This is a genomic window from Oceaniferula marina (assembly GCF_013391475.1).
Taxonomy (GTDB): Bacteria; Verrucomicrobiota; Verrucomicrobiia; order Verrucomicrobiales; family Akkermansiaceae; genus Oceaniferula; species Oceaniferula marina.
Genome location: NZ_JACBAZ010000002.1, coordinates 54,950 through 74,658, shown reverse-complemented (window position 1 = coordinate 74,658; position 19,709 = coordinate 54,950). Strand labels below are relative to the sequence as shown.

Genomic DNA, 19,709 nt, shown 5'->3' with positions numbered 1-19,709 from the left:
ACTCATTATCATGATTAAGTTTCTCCACACCCGTATCCGAGTATCCAACCCGGCTGCCAGCATCGCCTTCTATCAAAAAATTGGTTTCGAACTCGGTGAACAAAAAACATCACCGCAAGGAAACCAACTGGCCTTTTTACACTTACCCGGAAACGATCACTTCCTCGAACTCACCTACTCCCCGGACTTTAAAGTCGAGTTCCCCGAGGATCTGATGCACACCTGTGTTGGCGTGCCGGATATCATTGCCTACTGCGACCAGTTGGAAAACGACGGCATCGAAATCTGGCCTGAGCAGTGGCGTGAAAAATTCAGCGCTGGAGAGCGCAAAATGGCCTTTGTCACCGACCCCGATGGCTACGAAGTCGAGATTCTACAATCCTGAGCAACTCCAGGCACTTGCGGACATTCCGACCCGTTTACTAAAGACCCGCGAAAAATAGGCCGGGCTCTCGTAGCCAACCTTCAGCCCTACTTCGGCAATCGACAAATCTGAGTGCCTCAAGAGCTCTTTCGCCAAGCGAATCCTCAACCGTTGTTGGTATGTCTGTGGGCTATCGCCTGTAATCTTCTTAAATTGACGGCGGAAATGGGTGGAACTCATGCCGGAGAGCTCCAGCAGTCGGTCAAAATCAATGGTCTCGGTGTAATGCTCTTCAACATATTCGATCGCATCCGCCATCGGTGCCCTTCCTGCGCCCCGCGCCTGGTGCCCTCTCCAATCTTTGACCCTCGCCAGAAGACCTAACAACTCTCCAGCCAGACGAGCTTGGAGTTCGATTGAGTCGGGACGGTTCATGGCCATCCCAATCATACCATCGACAATCGCGCCAAGCGACTGCACGCCTAATTCACCCACCCCGGAAGCCAGAATCCCAGGCATCAGCTCTTCGGCAGTATGAAGGGAGTCCGCCACCGGGCCATCAAACAACACCCAGGCGGTAGTCCAACCGCTCGTTTGGTTTGGGTTATACAGATGCCACCACCCGGGAACAATGGCAACGACATCACCAGCATACAATTCAAACTCCTGGCCATCTGCATTGCGTAAAAAACCACCACCAGCACGGACCATCACCAGTGCATAGACATCCAGAACCCTGCCGGCCACTGGGATATCATCGATTTGACTGGTAAAGCTCCCGAGGCCGTGAATTCGCAAGCCCCATGGGTGAGCGTCTTCCCTTGGCGACAGATAAAAACCAAATTTCTGACGTCGCTCGAAGTTGCGTTCTGGGTAACTCGGCCAAGACATGATGATCAATACCATCCAACAAATGGACAAAAAGTGCAAGGGAAAGAAAAATTCGTAGCCTGAACCTTCCTAGCACGGTGTTTTTAATGGTCATCGAGTTGATAGCGATGAATCGTGAACACCAAGAATTTGTATTAAATCAGCCATGCACTGGAACAACGACACCGAATTTTTTTCACACATGCGCCAATACCTCTACACTGCGGTGGTCGGGGACATATTGGACAAAATGGGATATTACCATCAATTCCTACCTCAGCGACTCCAGCCGCTGCGGGAAGATATGGTCGTGGCAGGTCGCGCCATGACTGTCCTCGAAGCTGACTGTTTCGAGGAACTTTCTGAAACCGGCAACAACCCGGTTCTTTCCCAGCCATTCGGCCTGATGCTCGATGCCCTCGACTCACTGAAAGAAAATGACGTCTATATCTGCGCAGGGGCATCCCCGAGCTACGCCCTCTGGGGTGAACTGATGAGCACGCGCGCCATGAAATGTGGTGCCGTGGGTGCTGTGGTCGATGGATTTTCCCGCGATACCCGAGGAATTTACCAACTGAACTTTCCCACCTTTTCGCACGGTCGTTATGCCCAGGATCAGGCCCCCCGAGGTAAAGTCATCGACTACAACTGCCCGATTGAAATCGGCGGCATCCGCATCGAACCTGGTCAGATTATTTTTGGTGATCTCGATGGTGTTCTCGTCATTCCCCGCGAAGTTGAAAAAGAAGTCATCCTCGGCGCTTACGAAAAGGCCACCGGAGAGAAAACCGTGCAGCAGAAAATCGAAGAAGGCATGTCCGCGCGTGAAGCTTACGATACCTACGGCATCCTCTAACGAATCTAAATTCTAAGTAACAACTTTCAAAACCAAGAAAAAACCATGAAAATTACCCACGTCGACGTCTGGCTTGTAGAAGGAGTCAAATACAACTGGACGATGCTCAAAATCCATACCGACACCGGGCACACTGGGGTTGGTGAAGCCACCAACTGGCCGGGAGCTCCCATCGTCGAAGCTGCAGCAAAACATATTGGAGAACGCGTCATTGGCCTCGATCCGATGCGCACCGACTTTATCTGGACCAAACTCTACCGTGACCTGAATTGGCTGGGGCCCTTTGGAGCTTCGATGTGCGCGATCAGCGGGCTGGACATGGCTTTGCTCGACCTCAAAGGAAAAGTGCTCGGCGTCCCCTGCTATGAGCTCCTCGGAGGAGCCTTCCGTAATGAAATCCCCCTCTATGCAAACTACTGGTTCACCGGCGGCGGCCACAGCCCGGATGACTACGCCCGACAAGCCAAGGTGGTCATGGATGACGGATTCACCGGGCTCAAGTTCGATCCCTTCGCCCACACCAACTACCTCTACGGCACCGACCTCAATACCAACCTGTCGCTGACCCAGGAAATGCAGGACAAAGCCTACGATGTCACCAAAGCGGTTCGTGATGCCATCGGGCCCGGCACCGATATGATGATCGAAACCCACGCCATGATGAACGGACAGATGGCAGTCAAGATGGCCGAACGTCTCGCCCCACTGGGAATGACCTGGTATGAGGAACCAGCTGGTCCGGAAAATGCCAACACCCTGCGCGCACTACGCGACCGCTTACCCGGCAACGTCTCCATTTGTGTCGGGGAGCGCCACTACACACGTCATGGGTTCCGCCCTGTGCTGGAACAACATATCTGCGACATCATCATGCCGGATATTACCCGTTGCGGTGGCCCCTCCGAGATGAAACGCATTGCCACGATGGCTGAAGCCTACAACGTCCTGGTCGCACCTCACAACCCGAACGGCCCCCTCTCAACACTTGCCAGCGCCCATGTCTGCGCTTCCATCCCAAACTTCTTCCGCTGTGAGTTCATGAAAAATGACGTCCCGTGGCGAGATGAGGTGATCACCCACCCACTCGATGTGCGTGATGGCCATCTCCATCTATCAGACCGTCCAGGACTCGGCGTCGATCTCGTCGAAGAAGAACTCGCTAAACACCCGGGCATTCGTGAACTCGATGCCAAGGATAACTTTTACGTCTAAACAAACTATCCATCATGTCTCTAGAAATCAATCTCGCCGGGAAACGAGCACTCGTCACCGGAGCCAGCGACGGCCTGGGAAAAGCCATCGCCATCACACTAGCAAAAGCTGGATGCGATGTTGTCGGCACCGGACGCGTTGCCCCGGACCATGAACGCGCACTGGAATTGCTGCAACACCTCGAAGCTCAGGGCCATCGGAGCCACTACCTCGAAGGTGATCTCAGCCTCAAACAAACACCCGCCCAGCATGTCGCCGATGCCGTCGAACGGCTTGGTGGCCTGGATATTGTGATCTCCAACGCCGGGCTCAACATCTTCAAGGGAGTCGAATCCTGCAGTGAAGAAGACTGGGAATACAACATTCAACTTAACCTGAGCTCGCACTGGAGGTTGGGGCAGGCCGCCCTCCCTGAGCTCCGAAAAAACAAGGGAGTGTTTCAGGTCATGAACTCGAACCATGCCTACTCCACCATTGCCGGGTGTTTTCCGTATCAAACCAGCAAGACTGCATTGTTAGGTCTCGTCCAAAGCTGTGCCATCGAATGGGGGCCAGATGTCCGGGTTGTCGGCATTGCCCCTGGGTTTATTGATACTCCGGGCAACCAATCCTGGTTTGACCAGTTTCCAAACCCAGAAGAGGAAAAAAGGCAAACGGAGCAGAGACATCTCACGCGATCCATCGGAAAGGCAGAAGATGTTGGTGCACTCTGCTGCTACCTCGCTTCCCCGTATGCCCGGTTTATTACCGGCAATACCATTCTGATGGATGGGGGACGTTCCGCAATGATGCAGGACGGGCATCCATTCCATTCATAAAACCAACCTCACTTCATCACGATGAACACACCTTCTTTCTTTTTAAAAACTTTCTCCATATCCTCGGCCTTTTTCTGGGGGTTATCCGCAATGGCATCATCGGCCGATCACACGGTTGCCTTTGACAATCTGGGGGATAGCAAACAATCAGAGCACCTTATTTCCGGAAGCCCCTACGTCTGGCCTGATAGTGTCCCCACCTCGGTTGAGGACCGCAACATTGCCTTTGCCAAAACCGTGAGCCTCAATTACGGACAAGTCCAAGCTGATGCGACTTATACCGCTGAAATCGTTCTCTCATCGGACCAGGAACAACGCCAAGTCTCCATCTCCGTTGATCGAGAAGAGGTCAACAAAGATATCACCATTCCACCGAACTCAGAAAAGACGGTGGTCGTCAACATCCCGAAAGCGGCTACCGCAGACGGGCAGTTTGAACTCAGCATCATCGCCGGAGCAAAAAGTACCAATGCGGCCGTCAGCTCGGTTCGTATTCTCTCCTCGTCCTCAACGCGGCTCACTGCCTGCCTACCTGATTTCGGACTGGACACCATTCAATACACCCCGATTCCGATCAACAGCGGTCCGGATACAATCTGGAGCCATTCCCTCAACGGAACGTGGAAGTTTTTACCAAAACTTCCCACCGAGTTTCCTAACACAAATTTGAACCACGCCTGGTCGGACATCGAAGTCCCCGGCCAATGGTACAATCAGGGACATGACATCCCCAAAGAGCAGGCAACAGCCTATCTTCACCAATTTAAAGTCCCAAAAGCATGGAAAAACCGTCTGATTAAACTTCGTTTTGATGCCGTATTTTCCGACTGCGAAGTCTACATCAATGGCAAATCCGCTGGTCAACACACCGGAGGATTCACCCCCTTCGAGCTGGATATCACCGAAGCTACCGTTCAGGGGCTCAACACCTTGGCGCTGCGCGTCACTTCATGGTCACTGGCCGATCAAATGGCGAGTGCCAGTAAATACGCCTGCCACAACCTGGGTGGCATCTCACGCGATGTGACTCTCTTTTCCGTTCCCCAAGTCCACCTCAAGGATCTATTCATCCGGACGGACTTTGATGATCAATTTCAAAACGCCACTCTTGGTCTCGACCTCGATATGTCTGGCTCTGGCAAGGCATCACTGCATCTCGTCGACCAAGATGCAAAAACCATCCACAAGCAGGCATACTCCCTGCAAGCCGGAAGCAATACCTTGAACATCCCGGTTCAACAGCCTGAGCACTGGACACCCGAAACCCCGAATCTCTACACCCTTAAAGTCACGGTGGATGGTGCGACCAGTTCCCACCCGGTAGGATTCCGTGAAATCACCACCACCAAGACCCAGATCCTCGTCAACGGCAAGCCGGTCACGATACGTGGCATCAACCGGCACGAAGCCCACCCTCTCCGTGGACGTAGTTTACCCAAAGGTCTCTGGGAAAAAGATGTCTTCCTGTTCCGCGATGCCAACGTCAACCTAATCCGCACCTGCCATTACCCACCCGCACTGCATCTGGGAACCGCCAGTGACCAACTTGGCATGTGGCTCGAAATAGAAGGACCGTTTTGTTGGGAAAATGGTCCCAACAACCCAAGCCATCGGGATCTCACAGTAAGGCAACTCGCTGAAATGGTCAAAGCGTGGCGAAACCATCCATCCGTGCTTTACTGGTCGATTGCCAATGAGTCCTCATGGGGACAAAACTTCATTATGGCATCCAAGGTCATGCGGGAACTCGATCCCACACGACCACAAACCTTCAACTGGATGTCCCAAAGGCTCAACATCGCCGATGAAGCCCAGTGTGAATTGGGGAATATCCACTACCCGGGGTTCAACGGAAAGCCTACCGCCGAAAAATACACCAAGCGCCCCCTTCTATTCGGTGAGTATGCCCACCTGAATGCCTACAACCGACGCGAACTCATCACCGACCCCGGCCTGCGGGATCAATGGGGGTATCCGCTCGCTGAAATGTGGGAGACGATGTGGAATACATCCAACATAACAGGAGGAGCGATCTGGTCAGGTATCGATGATACCTTCTTCATCGGCGACAATCTAACACTTGGGTATGGCGCATGGGGACCACTCGATCCATGGAGACGACCCAAGCCGGAATACTGGCACATGAAAAAAGTATACTCACCTGTACATGTCATCAACCGTCACCACCCCAAGGTAACTAAAAACACACTAAGTATCCAAATTGAAAACCGAGGAGATTTTCTTAATTTCAACCAACTGGAATTCAATTGGCAGCATGGTTCGCAGGGTGGAAGTCTCAAGCCCAACATTGCACCTCGCGACTCAGGAGTGATCACCGTTACTCCTCCCTTGGGGATTAGAAAAGGCACCCCCATCACCCTGAATGTAAACCACCCTCTGGGCTACATGATCGATCGATATGTGTTTCCCACCACTCCCAAAAAAGAGGCCACCACATCCGTGACACACGCTGCAGGCAAACCAATAAAATCAACCACCACGTCAGAAAACATCACGGTCACACAGGAAGATGCCAGTTACACCATCAACCGCAAAACTGGTAGTCTCAGCGCCAAGTATGGCAACCATCCGGTCATCCAAAGCGGGCCCTTCCTCCTGATGACTCCACTCAATAACGAGGGCAACACCCAGATGAAGGGTGAAACCAAAGTGTTTGCGCCCTTCCACGAAATTGGCAGTGACGGCCAAAGCGGAACGCCCACCCTGCAAAGCACCGATACGGGCGTCACGATCCGTGTCCCAATGACCTATAAAGAAGCAGAAGGGGCTTACACTTACACCTTCCGTCCGGGAAAGCAGGTTTCACTAAGCTATGACTTCACCCTTAAAACCAACATCAACCCTCGCCAGACAGGCATCAGCTTCAACCTCCCTTCGGCATTCAACGAGCTCGCATGGCAACGGCACGGCCAATGGACGTATTATCCGGAAGACCATATCGGCCGCCTGAACGGCACAGCCAAACGACACAATGCTCAAGCCATAGATTCGATCGAAATTGGCCCACGTCAACGCCCGATTACCTCATGGTCTCAGGACAACAATGCTCTTGGCTCCAACGATTTCAGATCAACCAAACATCACATTCGTCTGGCCAGGCTCTCATCGAGTGCAGCTTCACTTCGTGTTGTCGCAGATCAAGACGGCACCCACATCCAAGCAATGGCGCTGGAGAACAGCACCAAAGCATCCATTCTCGGGTATTCAAACGCAGGCTGTGAACGCTTCTTACGCCGCCTTACCGGAAAAAATGACCAGCACCTCAAAGCTGGAAAACGCCTGACCGGCACCATCCAATTCTCCGTGGAACGCAACAAGCCCTAATCAATTAATTTGCCATATGAAAACACACATCGCCATCATCCTGACCTACGTGTTACCCCTCATGGGACAAATCCACGCCGAACAAACAACAAAAAACATGAGCCTGGTCGCACAAGACAACTGCGGAGTTCGTGGCAAAGAACCCCACCTCGTTGAAGGGCAAGCCCACGCCTTTGGAAATCCCGCTGGTCAAAAAATTGATAAATCCGACCGCACATGCACGTTTGGCGACAAGGTCGTTTACGTCTACGACGGCATGGATATTCAGGCTGACTACGCCATCAAACTCAGCTTTTTCAGTGCTCCAGGTGATCACAAACGAGTGCTCAAAGTTCTCTCAGACACACGCGAACTTGCCACCATCACCCTCACTCCAGGCAGACTCATCCATAAGGAAATTGACCTCCCTAAGTTCGCTTACGCCTATGGTAAAATGCGTCTCATCTTCGAGAAAGTCGAGGGTTCCAACGCTCTGGTTTCAACCATCAAAGTGTTTTCCAGCAACCCGAAAAAACTCAAAGCTGAAAAAGGAGCCAAGGCCAACCAGGTCGTCGATTACAGCAAATTCCTTGTCCCCCAGCCCATCTATGCCCCTTTTCCAAAAACCACGGCCGGCACAGACCAACCAGTGATGAGCCTGAATGGCAAATGGCAATTTCACCCTGAACCTCACAAAGAATTTCCTTCAAAGCAAGGATCAGGCTGGAAACCTATCCAAGTCCCCGGCCACTGGACGATGCAGGGGTTCACCGTGAAAGATGGCACGCACGCCGGCTACCTCCGGGAGTTTGACCTGCCTTCCGACTGGGGTGGCAAGCACATCCGCCTCCGCTTCGATTCTGTATTCAGCGACTGCATCGTTTATATCAACGGTCAGGAAGCTGGCAAACACCTCGGCACCTTTACCGCCTTTGAACTGGATGTCACCGAGCTTCTTCGCCCCGGCAAAAACACCCTCGCGCTACGCGTTCGAAACGACTCCCAGGCGGACGTACTCGGTAGCCTCAACCAGTATGCCAATTTTCCGATGGGAGGCATCCTGCGCAAGGTCACCCTCTTTGCTGTTCCCGAGCTTCATCTCACGGACATGCGTATCGCCACCACCTTCGATAGCGCCTTTGAAGACGCCGTGCTTAAGCTCCAGTTCGAGGTAAGCAACCGATCTCTCGAGTCTGCCACCCATGTGCACCTCGACGTCAAGGTCCCTGGTGCACTCGAACATTACCGCATCTGGGTCCCTTACCTGGAAAACAACCAGAGCACCGTCGTCACCGCAGCCATTCCCATCAAAAAGCCCAAAAAGTGGGACAACGAACACCCGAACCTCTACACGCTCGAATGCACATTAAACAACGCGGGGCAGAAGATTGAAACAGTCAACAAACGCTTCGGCTTCCGTCAGGTAGAAGTGCGCGGCAAGCAGATGTTCATCAATGGCAAGCCCATCAAACTCGCCGGCGTCTGCCGCCATGAGGCCCACCCGCTGTTAGGACGATCGCTAACGATGGAGCAGTGGAAAAAGGACGCCGAGCTCTACATGACAGGCAACGTCAATTTCATCCGCACCTCACACTATCCGCCAGCTGAGGAGTTTGTCGAAATTTGCGATGAACTCGGCCTTTTTGTCGAACTCGAGGCCCCTGTCTGTTGGGTGGGACACCACGCCAACTACTCATGGCGTAAAAACGACTACCGTGATGCCAAATGGTATCCCTACATCCTGCAAGCAAACTTGGAAACCATCCGTTTCCATCGTAACAACCCAAGTATCATCCTCTGGTCGCTCGCCAACGAGTCCTACTGGTCGGAAAATTTTGTCGAAGTCATGAAACACGCGCAAGCCGAAGACCGCACCCGGCCAGTCGCCTTCCACGATCAGGACTACGGTGGCTTTAACAACCTCGGCAGCAACGCCCCAGTAGCCAACATTCACTACCCCGGGCCCAATGGCGATCAATCCGTCAAAGACTACACCCGCCCCATCGTCTTCGGTGAATACTGCCACCTCAACGTTTACAACCGGGAAGAGTTGGTTGCCGACCCCGGCATTCGAAACACCTGGGGTGATTGCCTCGATCACATTTGGAACAAAATGTACAACACCCAGGCATGCCTCGGTGGCTCGATCTGGTCCGGTATCGACGACCTCTTTCTCCTGCCCGATGGACGCGCTGTTGGCTACGGTGCCTGGGGACCGATCGACGGATGGAGACGCCCCAAACCTGAATATTTCTATCAGAAAAAAGTTTATTCCCCCATCCGCCTCAATACCGCCGATCTTCCAGCTGGAAACACTGCCGTGGTTGAAGTCGATAACCGCCACAATTTCACCAACGTCAACGAGCTCAAGATCCAATGGAGTACCGGTGAGAAAAAAGGTACCACCACCGCTGACATCGCCCCGCGTAGCAAGGGCAAACTCAGTATTGACACCCCGCTCAATGACGGTGACGAGCTCACCCTTTCCTTCTACAGCCCGAAAGGATACCTCATCGATCAGTTTGACATCCCGGTAGGAAAAGCAAAAGCAACACCTTCGGAGAGCGATCTTCCCGCGGCCCCGGTCAAGCTGGCAGAAAACGATTCCCATTTCACCCTCACAGGCAAGGGATTCACCTGCACCGTGGACAAAACCACCGGCATGATCACCTCCGTCAAAAAAGGCGACACCACCCTCATCCATGACGGTGCCCATCTCGTCATCAACCCACTCAAAGGAGGCGGCTGTTTCCCGAACCACTCCGCAGACACCCCCGCCCACGACCCGCTCTGCTCAGGCTGGAAAGCCAGCAGCGTAAAAGCCACAGCCACAGCCAACGCTGTGACAATCAACGTCGCCGGAAAATACGCAGAGGCAGATGGCACCTTTACCTACACCATCAACGGCAACGGTGTGTTCGCGATCGGTTATCAGTTTACCACCCTCGCAAAAGTAGATCCACGGCAGGTAGGACTCGCGCTCAACCTTGCACCAGAGTTCACCCAGGTCAGCTGGGAGCGCCAATCCGCATTCTCCGGTTTCCCCGAGGAACACATCGGTCGACTCAAAGGCACCGCCCCTGCATTCTACGGAGAAAAACCCAATTACGCCATCAGTGCTGATGGCAAGGTGCAGCGAAAGTTCATCCGTGAGCAGCCTACACACCCATGGAGCCAGGATGCCAACGAGCTCGGCTCAGCCGACTTCCGCAGCACCCGCACCGGTATCCTTTTTTACAAAATGTCCTCCCCTGCGGGCGACCACCTCATCATCCTCTCCGATGGCACGCAGGCTGGACGCTGCCGCATCGATGGCGACCAAGTTCGCCTCTACTGCATCGATATCGACACCGGTGGCGCCGAACTCTTCCTCGGAGGCCATCTCGGCCGCTTCCGTCACCCCCTCAAAGAAGGTGCTACCGTCAGCGGTAAAATGACGCTTCAGATTCAATAATAAAGCCATCGCAAAGAATGCAAATTCACCAGACTGCGTTTACTACCCTACCAGCCCCTGCATCCCAACTAGGTGAATCCGGGGCGTGGTGGAAGGGCGCCTTTTACTGGGTGGATATTCTGGGCAAGACCATCTGGAAATGGGATCCTCAAACACAGGAAACCTGCAAGCGCGATGTCTCCTCACCCATTGGCACCATTCATCCTATTGCAGAGGAACAAGACCAATTGATCATTGCTCTACAACATGCTATTTGCCGGTTTTCCTTTGCCGATGGAAAAACGCACCATTTAACAAATCTAGAATCAGACATTCCCAACAATCGAGCTAATGATGGAAAATGTGACCCGTCAGGGCGTTTCTGGGTTGGCACGATGGATATGGATGCCACTCCACACTGTGGAAATCTTTACCGCATGGAGAAAGACCACTCACTCACACGGATGGTAAGTAATGTCTCTATTTCCAATGGAATAGCATGGTCAAACGACACCATGTATTACATCGATACCCTAACCTCCATAGTCGAGGCCTTTGACTACGACAACGCCACAGGAACAATCAGCAACCGCCGCCCGATCTGCAAAATTCCCACTGATCTTGGCTACCCTGATGGCATGAACATCGATGCAGAGGGTAAACTCTGGGTCGCTCTCTGGGGCGGCAGTGCCGTCGCCCGCATCGATCCCACACCCGGCAAAATCACCGATCTCTACCGCCTCCCCACCTCACAGATCACCAACTGCACCTTCGGAGGTGATGACCTGCAAGATCTCTACATAACAACAGCCAAAGAGGGTCTGAGCGAAGAACAATTAGCAGCTCAACCGCTGGCAGGTAAAGTCTTTATCATCCGCACAACAGCTAAAGGTAAACGTATTCCTCCAAAATCATTAAACGCACAAAATCATGAGCATCAAAATCTTTAACCAGCAAATGTGGGCATTACTCACCTGCACACTAAGCATAGGAACTCTCACAGCAGCCCCCCCCATTGAGTTACCAGTGATGCCGGAGCCCAATGCGAACTTGCTGCTCAAAGCACCAGTACACCGATGGGACGATGCTATCCCCTTGGGCAATGGTCTGATGGGTGGTTTACTTTGGGGTGAAGGAGAAACATTACGCCTCTCTCTGGACCGTGGTGACTTATGGGATGAGCGAACAAATGGCGAAAAGGAATGGTGGAAAAAATACACATGGGCAAAAGGAGCTGAGATGGTCCGTCAAGGCAAGTCAGGTGAGGTGAACAGGTGGTGGGATACACCCTACAACGGAGTAACCCCGACAAAACTGCCAGCTGGTCGTTTGGAAATCAAACTAGCACCAGGCACCAAGATGCAAGCATTTGAGTTGAACTTGGCAACGGCAGAGGGTTGGGTTCACATGGCAAACAGAAAAAAAATCAGCGCGTTTTTCAGTGCTGATAAACACGTTGCCTTCATACGCATTCCAGGGGCGGCTCCAGAGTCGATCATGTTGCTGCCCTCGGGATCAAAACGCCATGCTGGCAGTGCAGGACCATCGAGTGGTGGTGCTGTGACAAAGTTAGGCTACCCTGCTGCAAAACATGAAACAAAAGGAAACGTCACCTGGTATATACAAGATGCAATGGATGGATTCCAATACTGCGTATGTGTGCAAAGCAAACGGGTTGGAAATGAAACATTGTTAGCACTGGCGGTAACCTCGACCACTGATGCTAAAAATCCGTTAAAGCTCGCACAACAACGTTGTATCGATGCCCTGCAAAAAGGTTACGATGCGATGATCCAGCCTCACTTAGCTTGGTGGCATGATTTTTGGCAACAATCAGCAGTGTCCATCCCCGAGGTAGATGCACACATTCGCCGTCAGTATTATTTAGTGCGCTATTTCCATGGCGCAGCATCACGCCGTGGGGCACCACCAATGCCATTACAGGGGGTCTGGACAGCCGATAACGGAGGACTACCGCCATGGAAAGGCGACTACCACAATGACTTGAACACGCAGATGACCTATATTGCCTATCAGATGTCGGGACACTTCAACGAGGGCCTAAGCTACCTGGATTTCCTATGGGATCGCAAACAGCTCTTCGAGGAATTTGCGCGGGATTTCTATGGTACAGGTGGACTTGCCTGCCCAGGGGTTATGTCGCTAGCAGGTCAACCGCTCGGTGGCTGGGGGCAGTATAGTATGTCGCCAACAATGAGTGCGTGGAGTGCACATCTATTCTATTTGCACTGGCGTTACACCATGGATGATGCATTTCTCAAAAAACGTGCCTACCCGTGGTCGGCTGGGGTCGGCGAGTGCATGTTGGGTTTACTCAAACCCGATGAAAATGGAGTTCTGGTACTTCCCTTGTCATCGTCACCAGAATTTTTCAACGCCAGCAAGCGCGCTTGGATGAAACCTAACAGCAATTACGACCTTATGTGCCTGAAGATGCTATTCCTATCGCTACAGGAAATGGCAGAATCGCTCAACAAAACAGCTGAAGCTCAGAAATGGGCAAAAGCTGCGCAGCAACTGGGTGGTTACCACGTGCTGGACGACGGTCGCTTGATGCTCAGTGCAAACGAGCCATTTCCTAGCAGCCACAGGCACATGTCGCATGTAATGGCACTACACCCATTCAACTTAATCACCGCTGACGGCGGCGAAGGGGACAACAAAATCATCGAAGCAACGGTAAACGATGTAGAGGAAAAAGGAACGCGAGCCTGGACAGGATATAGCTTTTCATGGTGGAGCTGTCTGCTGGCACGAGTCGGACACGCTGAAGCGGCGCTGCGTTATCTCGACATCTACACTTCGGCATTTGTCACGCGCAATGGTTTTCATGTCAACGGAGACCAAACCAAGAGTGGCTATTCTAACTTCACCTATCGCCCGTTTACGTTGGAAGGTAATTTCATGGCACAGCAGGCAGTGCACGAAATGATGTTGCAGTGCTGGAGTTCAACTCCAGGAAAACATGACACTGAGGTCATCCGCATATTCCCTGCCATGCCCTGGCGTTGGCACGATGCTGCATTCCGTGATCTAAGAGTAGAAGGAGGACACAAGGTCAGCGCTGTGCGCCAGAACAATGCCACAAGCTGGTTTGCCGTGACAGCGGGGCGCGATGCCACGGTACGCATCCGTGATAACTTTGGTAACAGGACTCCGCAGTGGAACTTACCCGAAGTAAAAAAACAAGGTAACAGCTACGTATTAGCAATGAAGAAAGGACAAGTGTTAGAGGCTGAATTCAAAAGAACATCGAATATTTCCTCTGCCCCTGTGGATGTTGCTGAGAAAGTCATTATTTTGAGTCAACATGCCATTCGCAGCACCAAACTACCACTGCGCATAGGTGCGGACAGCCAAGGAGGCTCACGGTTTTCTGGTGAGATGGCACGCGTATTGGTGATCGATGGGGTGCTAAGTTTAGAAAAAATCGCTCAGCTTGCCAAGCCAGATGCAAGCAACAAACAACAACCAGAATCAACCGTAGTGGCATTTGATGCTGGTCATATCGTACCAGCAAATATCCAAGGGAAGGTCTCCGAGATTGCCACGCGTGGAGGACCAAGCGGCAAAGCTCTCCAATTTTCTGGAGGTTACTTGGAAGTGCCTCCGTCGGAAAAATTACATTGCCATACCGGTCTTACACTCTCTGCTTGGGTAAAGGTTGATAGCAAAAGCGGTGCCGCCCGACTCATTGACAAAACGGCAGTAGGCACAAGCAACGGATACCTATTAGACACTTGGCCAAGCGGTCGGTCGCTGCGTTTGATTACACGTGAACCCGCCCTGATTGCCAAAGATGTTTTACCTATCGACACATGGTGCCACGTCGCGGCTACCGTCGATGGAGAAACAGGCAAACAGATACTTTATCTAAACGGCAAAGTCGTTGCCGAGAGCAAGTGAAGTCATTGAATACATACAGGTCAACCTAACACGACCAACCCGTGCAAACCGTGGACACATTGTGCAAGTAACTATGAAACCCGTCGATTTCACCCCCTCAATCAGTCTTTTCGCATGTCAATCGAAAGGATTACGATCCTTCATAGCTCAGCTTGAACGAAACCAATTTCGCCTCTCAGCTGTGATTGAATTCAAGCTCAAAAACCAATGAGAAATATAATGAAAAAGAAATTAATCATAACGACCACACTCCTTGGGTATACAATAGCCTCCCAAGCAGCAGTGATAGCCGTCATCGACGGAGGCGGTCCGGCAGGGGGTGATACTACACACTCTACAATCGTCGACAAAAGTACTGGTGGTGATTCCATGGGTGCGATCACAGGAAACTTTACTTCCTCGGCTGCAGGATGGCAAACGGGCGACTCAGTCTATTGGAATAACACCGAATGGGACTTTGATCCTGTCGCTGGCAAAACGGCAACATGGACATTTTCCAACATGACAACAGGCACCCAATGGGATGTATTCGCTACGTGGAGAGAGCAAAGTAATCGATCGTCTGCAGTGCCATACACGATCCAGGGAGGCGCTTCCATTTTTGTCAATCAAGAGCTTAGCCCAACAGATGATCTGGTGCTGAACGATGGTACAGACGGAAAAAGTGACTACAACTTCCAGAAAATTGGTATTGCCACGGTTGATACTGACGGCAACATCGTTATTACATTAAGCAGCGTAGCCGACACGGGTGCCGACGAGGGAGATTGGTCAATCGTTGATGCTGTCGCCATCCAAGCCACAGCCGTTCCCGAACCTGGCTCATCAGCACTACTCGGTCTCGGTGGACTTGCTCTGACCCTGCGCCGCAGGAAGTAGTTCAACCTCATTTGTATGTTTCACCCTGGCTGCGCTCACGTGGTCGGGGTGTTTTTTTTCTTCAACTCTTCTCATTAAAAAACTACTCTCGACCTGTTGCGCTTTTTTTCCTCCATCTCTCTAATAGCTCAGCTTGGCATTTACCTAGGATGCCCTGGCTCGACTACAGCGGGTTCGAATGACATCGTCATCAATGAGATCCACTACGACCCGGCGGATAAAACCAAACCCGCTGAATTCATCGAGCTCTTCAATCGAGGTTCCGTAACCGTGGATCTCACCAACTGGCAGTTCAGTAATGGGGTGGATTTTACATTTCCCGCCATAGACATTGCTCCGGGTGGTTTTGTGGTAATCGCCCAAAACCCCACGACCCTGCTCGCCGAGTATGGGGCCAGCGCTCTCGGACCATGGTCAGGAAAACTGAGCAACAGCGGAGAAAAAATCACCCTCAGGGATAGTGTGGGACTCGTCATCGACACCGTCGATTACGGCGTCCATTTTCCGTGGCCAACAGCTGCAAATGGCGATGGTGCATCGATGGAACTCATCCACCCCTCACTCGACAATAACTTAGCGGGATCCTGGCGCAGTTACAGCACCGGAGACTCTGTCCCCGAGGTTATGTTTCTCTCTGCTGGCGATACGGCATGGCGGTATCGGAAAGGAACCAGCTACCCGTCAAACGACACCAGTGGCAGACAATGGTTCGAACATGGATACGATGAAACCACCGATGGCCTCTGGCTCACCGGACAAACCCCCATCGGCTACGGTGACGGAGATGACGCAACGACACTCAACGATATGCGGAACAGCTATCAGAGCATTTTTCTTCGGCACGAGTTTACAATCGGAGTAGGACAAACCATCCCCTCAACACTGCTACTCAGAGCCTATTACGATGATGGCTGCGTAGTTTACATCAATGGTCAGGAGGTCAAGCGATTCTCCATGCCTGACGGAGCCATCCCATTTCCTCCGGGAAACTTTTCCTACGATCACGAAAGCGCTTGGGAAGAATCTCTGCTGACAGCAGCATCAGCCTATCTTCAACAAGGAACCAACACGATTGCCGTTCAAGTTCTCAACGGAACCATCGGCAGCAGCGACTTATCAATCGACCTTGAACTAAAAACTCCAGCACCTGGATCGATTTCTTCGGGAGTTCCTACCCCAGGCGCAGTCAACACTGCCTACTCCACCATCACACCTCCGCAGATCCGGCAGGTCGATCATTTCCCTGAACAGCCGCTATCGACGGATACCGTCACTATCACCGCCAAAATCACCGACCCCGATGGCGTTGCCTCCGTTGATCTCGATTACCAAATCGTCGATCCAGGAAACTATATCCGTCTGAGTGATGTTAGTTATGAAAATAGCTGGGCAACACTTACCATGTTCGATGATGGAACCAACGGTGACATCCTTGCGGGAGATTCCATTTTTACGGTCATGATTCCAGCCAGCGTGCAAGTGCACCGCAGGATGATCCGTTATCGCATCCGTGCGACAGACACTGCAAACCACCAGATCCAAGTTCCGTACCAAGATGACCCACAACCGAATTTTGCGTATTTTTGTTATGACGGGGTGCCGTCGTGGCAAGGAACCAACCAGCCCGGCGTAAGTTCAGTTCAGACATTCAGCAAGGGCCTTCTCGAGACCATCCCTGTCTATCATCTGATTGCCAACAGTTCCGACATCACCAACTCGCAATATAGCAGCTCCTTCCGCAACACCCAGTTCGAAGGAACCTTAATCTACGACGGCAGAGTCTATGACCATGTCCGCTTTAATATCCGAGGACAGTTTTCGACCTACGTCACAGGCAAAAATAAATGGCGCCTGAGATTCAACCGTGGCCATTATTTTCAAGCACGCGACAACTACGGCAAGAAATATGAAAGTCGCTGGAAAGACATGAAAGTCAATGGTGGCACAGCCCCATGGGCGCACGCCAATCGTGGCATGGGAGGAATCGACGAGTGTGTTTCCTATCGTTTATTTGAACTCGCGGGAATCCCCTCAAGCCGGACCAGCTACTTTCACTTCCGCGTGGTTGATGATGCCTCCGAAGCAAACCCATCTGATCAATACAACGGAGATTTTTGGGGTCTCTATTTCAGTGTCGAAGTTCCAGACGGCAGATTTCTTGATGATCGCAATTTGCCCGATGGCAATGTCTACAAGTTGGAATCTCCCCTACTCCAAGATAACCAGGGCGCGGATGAACCTCTCGGCCCAAGCGATGGCAACACCCTGCGTAACAACCTGAACACCTCCCAATCCCAGCAATGGTGGCGGGACAATGTCGATCACCTCAGTTATGCCCGATACAAAGCGGTCGCGGAAGTCATGGCGCACTATGATCAGCGCGATGGCCAACAAGGTTACTATTACCATAACCCGGACACCGACAAATGGGTCTTTATGCCCTGGGATCTCGATACCGTCTTAACACCAACCCACAAGTATTACACCTGGGATCGATTCAGACTATGCCTCACCCCCAGCTACCCGCTCAACTATCTCGAAGGAAAAAATGAACAGCGAGAGATGCTCGATCTTCTGTTCAACCCCAAAGCCGTCGATACGGTGCTTAATGAGTTTATCGACATCGTCAACCCGCCAGGAGACCCCTTGACCTGGGCGGATGCGGATCAACACGTTTGGAATTATCATACGAAGAGTAAACATAAAGGATACTACAACCGGCTCACGGCAACAGCGAATCCAGGAGGCGCCACTTACACACGGACCATTCTATCCGCCGATCATGAAGGCCAAATGGACTTCACCCGCAAATTCATGAGCGCAGGTGGTCACGGATACGACAACCTGTTAGCCGAGGCCGCCGACATCAACATCCCCAACCAACCAACCATCAGTTACACGGGAGCCACTGGATTCCCCATCACTGATCTGAGATTTCAAAGCACCGCGTTCACTGATCCTAACGGAAACGGGTCTTTTGCCGCCATGGAGTGGAGACTGGGAGAAGTTGCTGATCCACTAGCACTCAACTACAACCCACTGAAAGCGCCACCCCATGAAATCGACGCCATCTGGGAAAGCGGCGAACTAACAAGCTTCGACTCAGAAGTCGTCATCCCGCCATCCGTCATCGCCACGGGTAGCACCTACCGCGCCCGCGTGCGTCATCAAGATACCAGTGGTCGGTGGAGCCACTGGTCAGACCCGATTGAATTCAACGTTTCCAGTCCGGACCTTTCAACCTACCGCAACAGCTTGGTCATCAGCGAAATCATGTATAAACCAACCGGTGGTGGTGACCTTGAGTTCATTGAAATCATGAATGTCGGCAGTGCCACCCTCGATCTCAGCCCTGTCAGTTTCACCGCAGGCATCCAGTTTTCGTTTGCCGATTCAAGCATCACGAGTATCGCTCCGGGCGAATATGTTCTCGTGGTGAAAAATAAAGCAGCCTTCGAAGCGGAGTATGGTAACTCGCTACCGATTGCCGGAGAGACAACCAGCGGTCTGAGCAATGACGGCGAACGGATCACTCTCTCCTTCGGAGCTGACGACCCGATTCAGGATTTTGTTTACAACGACGTGCCACCCTGGCCAACGTCACCAGACAGCACTGGCGCCAGCCTTGTCTTAATCCACCCTCAAAGCCTACCCGACCACAGTAACGCAATCAATTGGCGCGCCAGCATCCAATCCGGTGGCAACCCTGGAACATCTGACAGCACGCCCTACACCGGAGGTAACCTTGTCGATTATGCCTTATCATCAGGTCCCACCACTGAGAGCATCGATGGCATACGCAGATTAACTTACAGTCAAAAACTAGGGCACGACGATGTTGAGGTTGCCCCACAGTGGTCAACCAACCTTGAGGATTGGAGCGAAACGGAACTTACCGTCATCCAACAGACACCTGATCCAAATGGTAACCCGGTCTACACCTGGTCCCTACCTGATTCACCGCGTGGGTTTGTTCGCTTACGAATCACCGAGCGATAAAAGCATCCTCAAAGATCTCGCTCTTTG

The 19,709-nt window shown here is 52.2% G+C and carries 11 protein-coding genes; 10 read left to right on the top strand and 1 reads right to left on the bottom strand.

Annotated elements, in window-relative coordinates:
• Nucleotides 1–10 precede the first annotated feature (10 nt).
• Nucleotides 11–385, top strand: coding sequence for a VOC family protein (locus tag HW115_RS05020; RefSeq protein WP_178931506.1), 375 nt, complete (start codon nucleotides 11–13; stop codon nucleotides 383–385).
• Here HW115_RS05020 and HW115_RS05015 read toward each other — a convergent pair.
• Entirely contained in the window at nucleotides 374–1,255 is an 882-nt protein-coding gene (locus tag HW115_RS05015) for an AraC family transcriptional regulator (protein ID WP_178931505.1), read from the bottom strand. The genes HW115_RS05020 and HW115_RS05015 overlap by 12 nt on opposite strands.
• Nucleotides 1,256–1,400: 145 nt before the next feature.
• On the opposite strand from HW115_RS05015, the gene HW115_RS05010 reads away from it, so the two are divergent.
• From HW115_RS05010 to HW115_RS04970, 9 genes are all read left to right on the top strand, one after another.
• Nucleotides 1,401–2,090 carry an RraA family protein gene (locus HW115_RS05010; protein ID WP_178931504.1) on the top strand — a complete coding sequence of 230 codons (690 nt, stop codon included), beginning with the start codon at nucleotides 1,401–1,403 and terminating at the stop codon, nucleotides 2,088–2,090.
• A gap of 45 nt (nucleotides 2,091–2,135) precedes the next feature.
• The gene (locus HW115_RS05005; protein ID WP_178931503.1) at nucleotides 2,136–3,302 is read left to right on the top strand and encodes a mandelate racemase/muconate lactonizing enzyme family protein; all 1,167 of its coding nucleotides are present in this window, start codon (nucleotides 2,136–2,138) and stop codon (nucleotides 3,300–3,302) included.
• A 14-nt stretch (nucleotides 3,303–3,316) separates the two neighbouring features.
• Nucleotides 3,317–4,120: an SDR family NAD(P)-dependent oxidoreductase gene (locus HW115_RS05000; protein WP_178931502.1), complete on the top strand. Its 804-nt coding sequence runs from the start codon at nucleotides 3,317–3,319 to the stop codon at nucleotides 4,118–4,120.
• A gap of 21 nt (nucleotides 4,121–4,141) precedes the next feature.
• Nucleotides 4,142–7,465 carry a glycoside hydrolase family 2 protein gene (locus HW115_RS04995; protein WP_178931501.1) on the top strand — a complete coding sequence of 1,108 codons (3,324 nt, stop codon included), beginning with the start codon at nucleotides 4,142–4,144 and terminating at the stop codon, nucleotides 7,463–7,465.
• A 16-nt stretch (nucleotides 7,466–7,481) separates the two neighbouring features.
• Complete coding sequence (locus HW115_RS04990; RefSeq protein WP_178931500.1) at nucleotides 7,482–10,898, top strand: glycoside hydrolase family 2 TIM barrel-domain containing protein; 3,417 nt, start codon at nucleotides 7,482–7,484, stop codon at nucleotides 10,896–10,898.
• A gap of 17 nt (nucleotides 10,899–10,915) precedes the next feature.
• Nucleotides 10,916–11,827 (top strand): SMP-30/gluconolactonase/LRE family protein, encoded by a 912-nt coding sequence (locus tag HW115_RS04985; protein ID WP_178931499.1) that lies wholly within the window; start codon nucleotides 10,916–10,918, stop codon nucleotides 11,825–11,827.
• A 79-nt stretch (nucleotides 11,828–11,906) separates the two neighbouring features.
• Nucleotides 11,907–14,804 (top strand): LamG domain-containing protein, encoded by a 2,898-nt coding sequence (locus tag HW115_RS04980; protein WP_227021355.1) that lies wholly within the window; start codon nucleotides 11,907–11,909, stop codon nucleotides 14,802–14,804.
• Between the two features lie 219 nt (nucleotides 14,805–15,023).
• Nucleotides 15,024–15,683 (top strand): PEP-CTERM sorting domain-containing protein, encoded by a 660-nt coding sequence (locus tag HW115_RS04975; protein WP_178931497.1) that lies wholly within the window; start codon nucleotides 15,024–15,026, stop codon nucleotides 15,681–15,683.
• 96 nt (nucleotides 15,684–15,779) lie between these two features.
• Nucleotides 15,780–19,682 (top strand): lamin tail domain-containing protein, encoded by a 3,903-nt coding sequence (locus HW115_RS04970; protein WP_178931496.1) that lies wholly within the window; start codon nucleotides 15,780–15,782, stop codon nucleotides 19,680–19,682.
• Nucleotides 19,683–19,709: the final 27 nt, after the last annotated feature.

Excerpts from the sequence above, each read along its gene's own strand:
- HW115_RS04985 (WP_178931499.1), top strand. The coding sequence starts at position 10,916 with ATGCAAATTCACCAGACTGCGTTTACTACCCTACCAGCCCCTGCATCC.
- HW115_RS04990 (WP_178931500.1), top strand. The coding sequence starts at position 7,482 with ATGAAAACACACATCGCCATCATCCTGACCTACGTGTTACCCCTCATG.
- HW115_RS04995 (WP_178931501.1), top strand. The coding sequence starts at position 4,142 with ATGAACACACCTTCTTTCTTTTTAAAAACTTTCTCCATATCCTCGGCC.
- HW115_RS04975 (WP_178931497.1), top strand. The coding sequence starts at position 15,024 with ATGAAAAAGAAATTAATCATAACGACCACACTCCTTGGGTATACAATA.
- HW115_RS05010 (WP_178931504.1), top strand. The coding sequence starts at position 1,401 with ATGCACTGGAACAACGACACCGAATTTTTTTCACACATGCGCCAATAC.
- HW115_RS05005 (WP_178931503.1), top strand. The coding sequence starts at position 2,136 with ATGAAAATTACCCACGTCGACGTCTGGCTTGTAGAAGGAGTCAAATAC.
- HW115_RS05000 (WP_178931502.1), top strand. The coding sequence starts at position 3,317 with ATGTCTCTAGAAATCAATCTCGCCGGGAAACGAGCACTCGTCACCGGA.
- HW115_RS05020 (WP_178931506.1), top strand. The coding sequence starts at position 11 with ATGATTAAGTTTCTCCACACCCGTATCCGAGTATCCAACCCGGCTGCC.
- HW115_RS04980 (WP_227021355.1), top strand. The coding sequence starts at position 11,907 with ATGCCGGAGCCCAATGCGAACTTGCTGCTCAAAGCACCAGTACACCGA.
- HW115_RS05015 (WP_178931505.1), bottom strand. The coding sequence starts at position 1,255 with ATGTCTTGGCCGAGTTACCCAGAACGCAACTTCGAGCGACGTCAGAAA.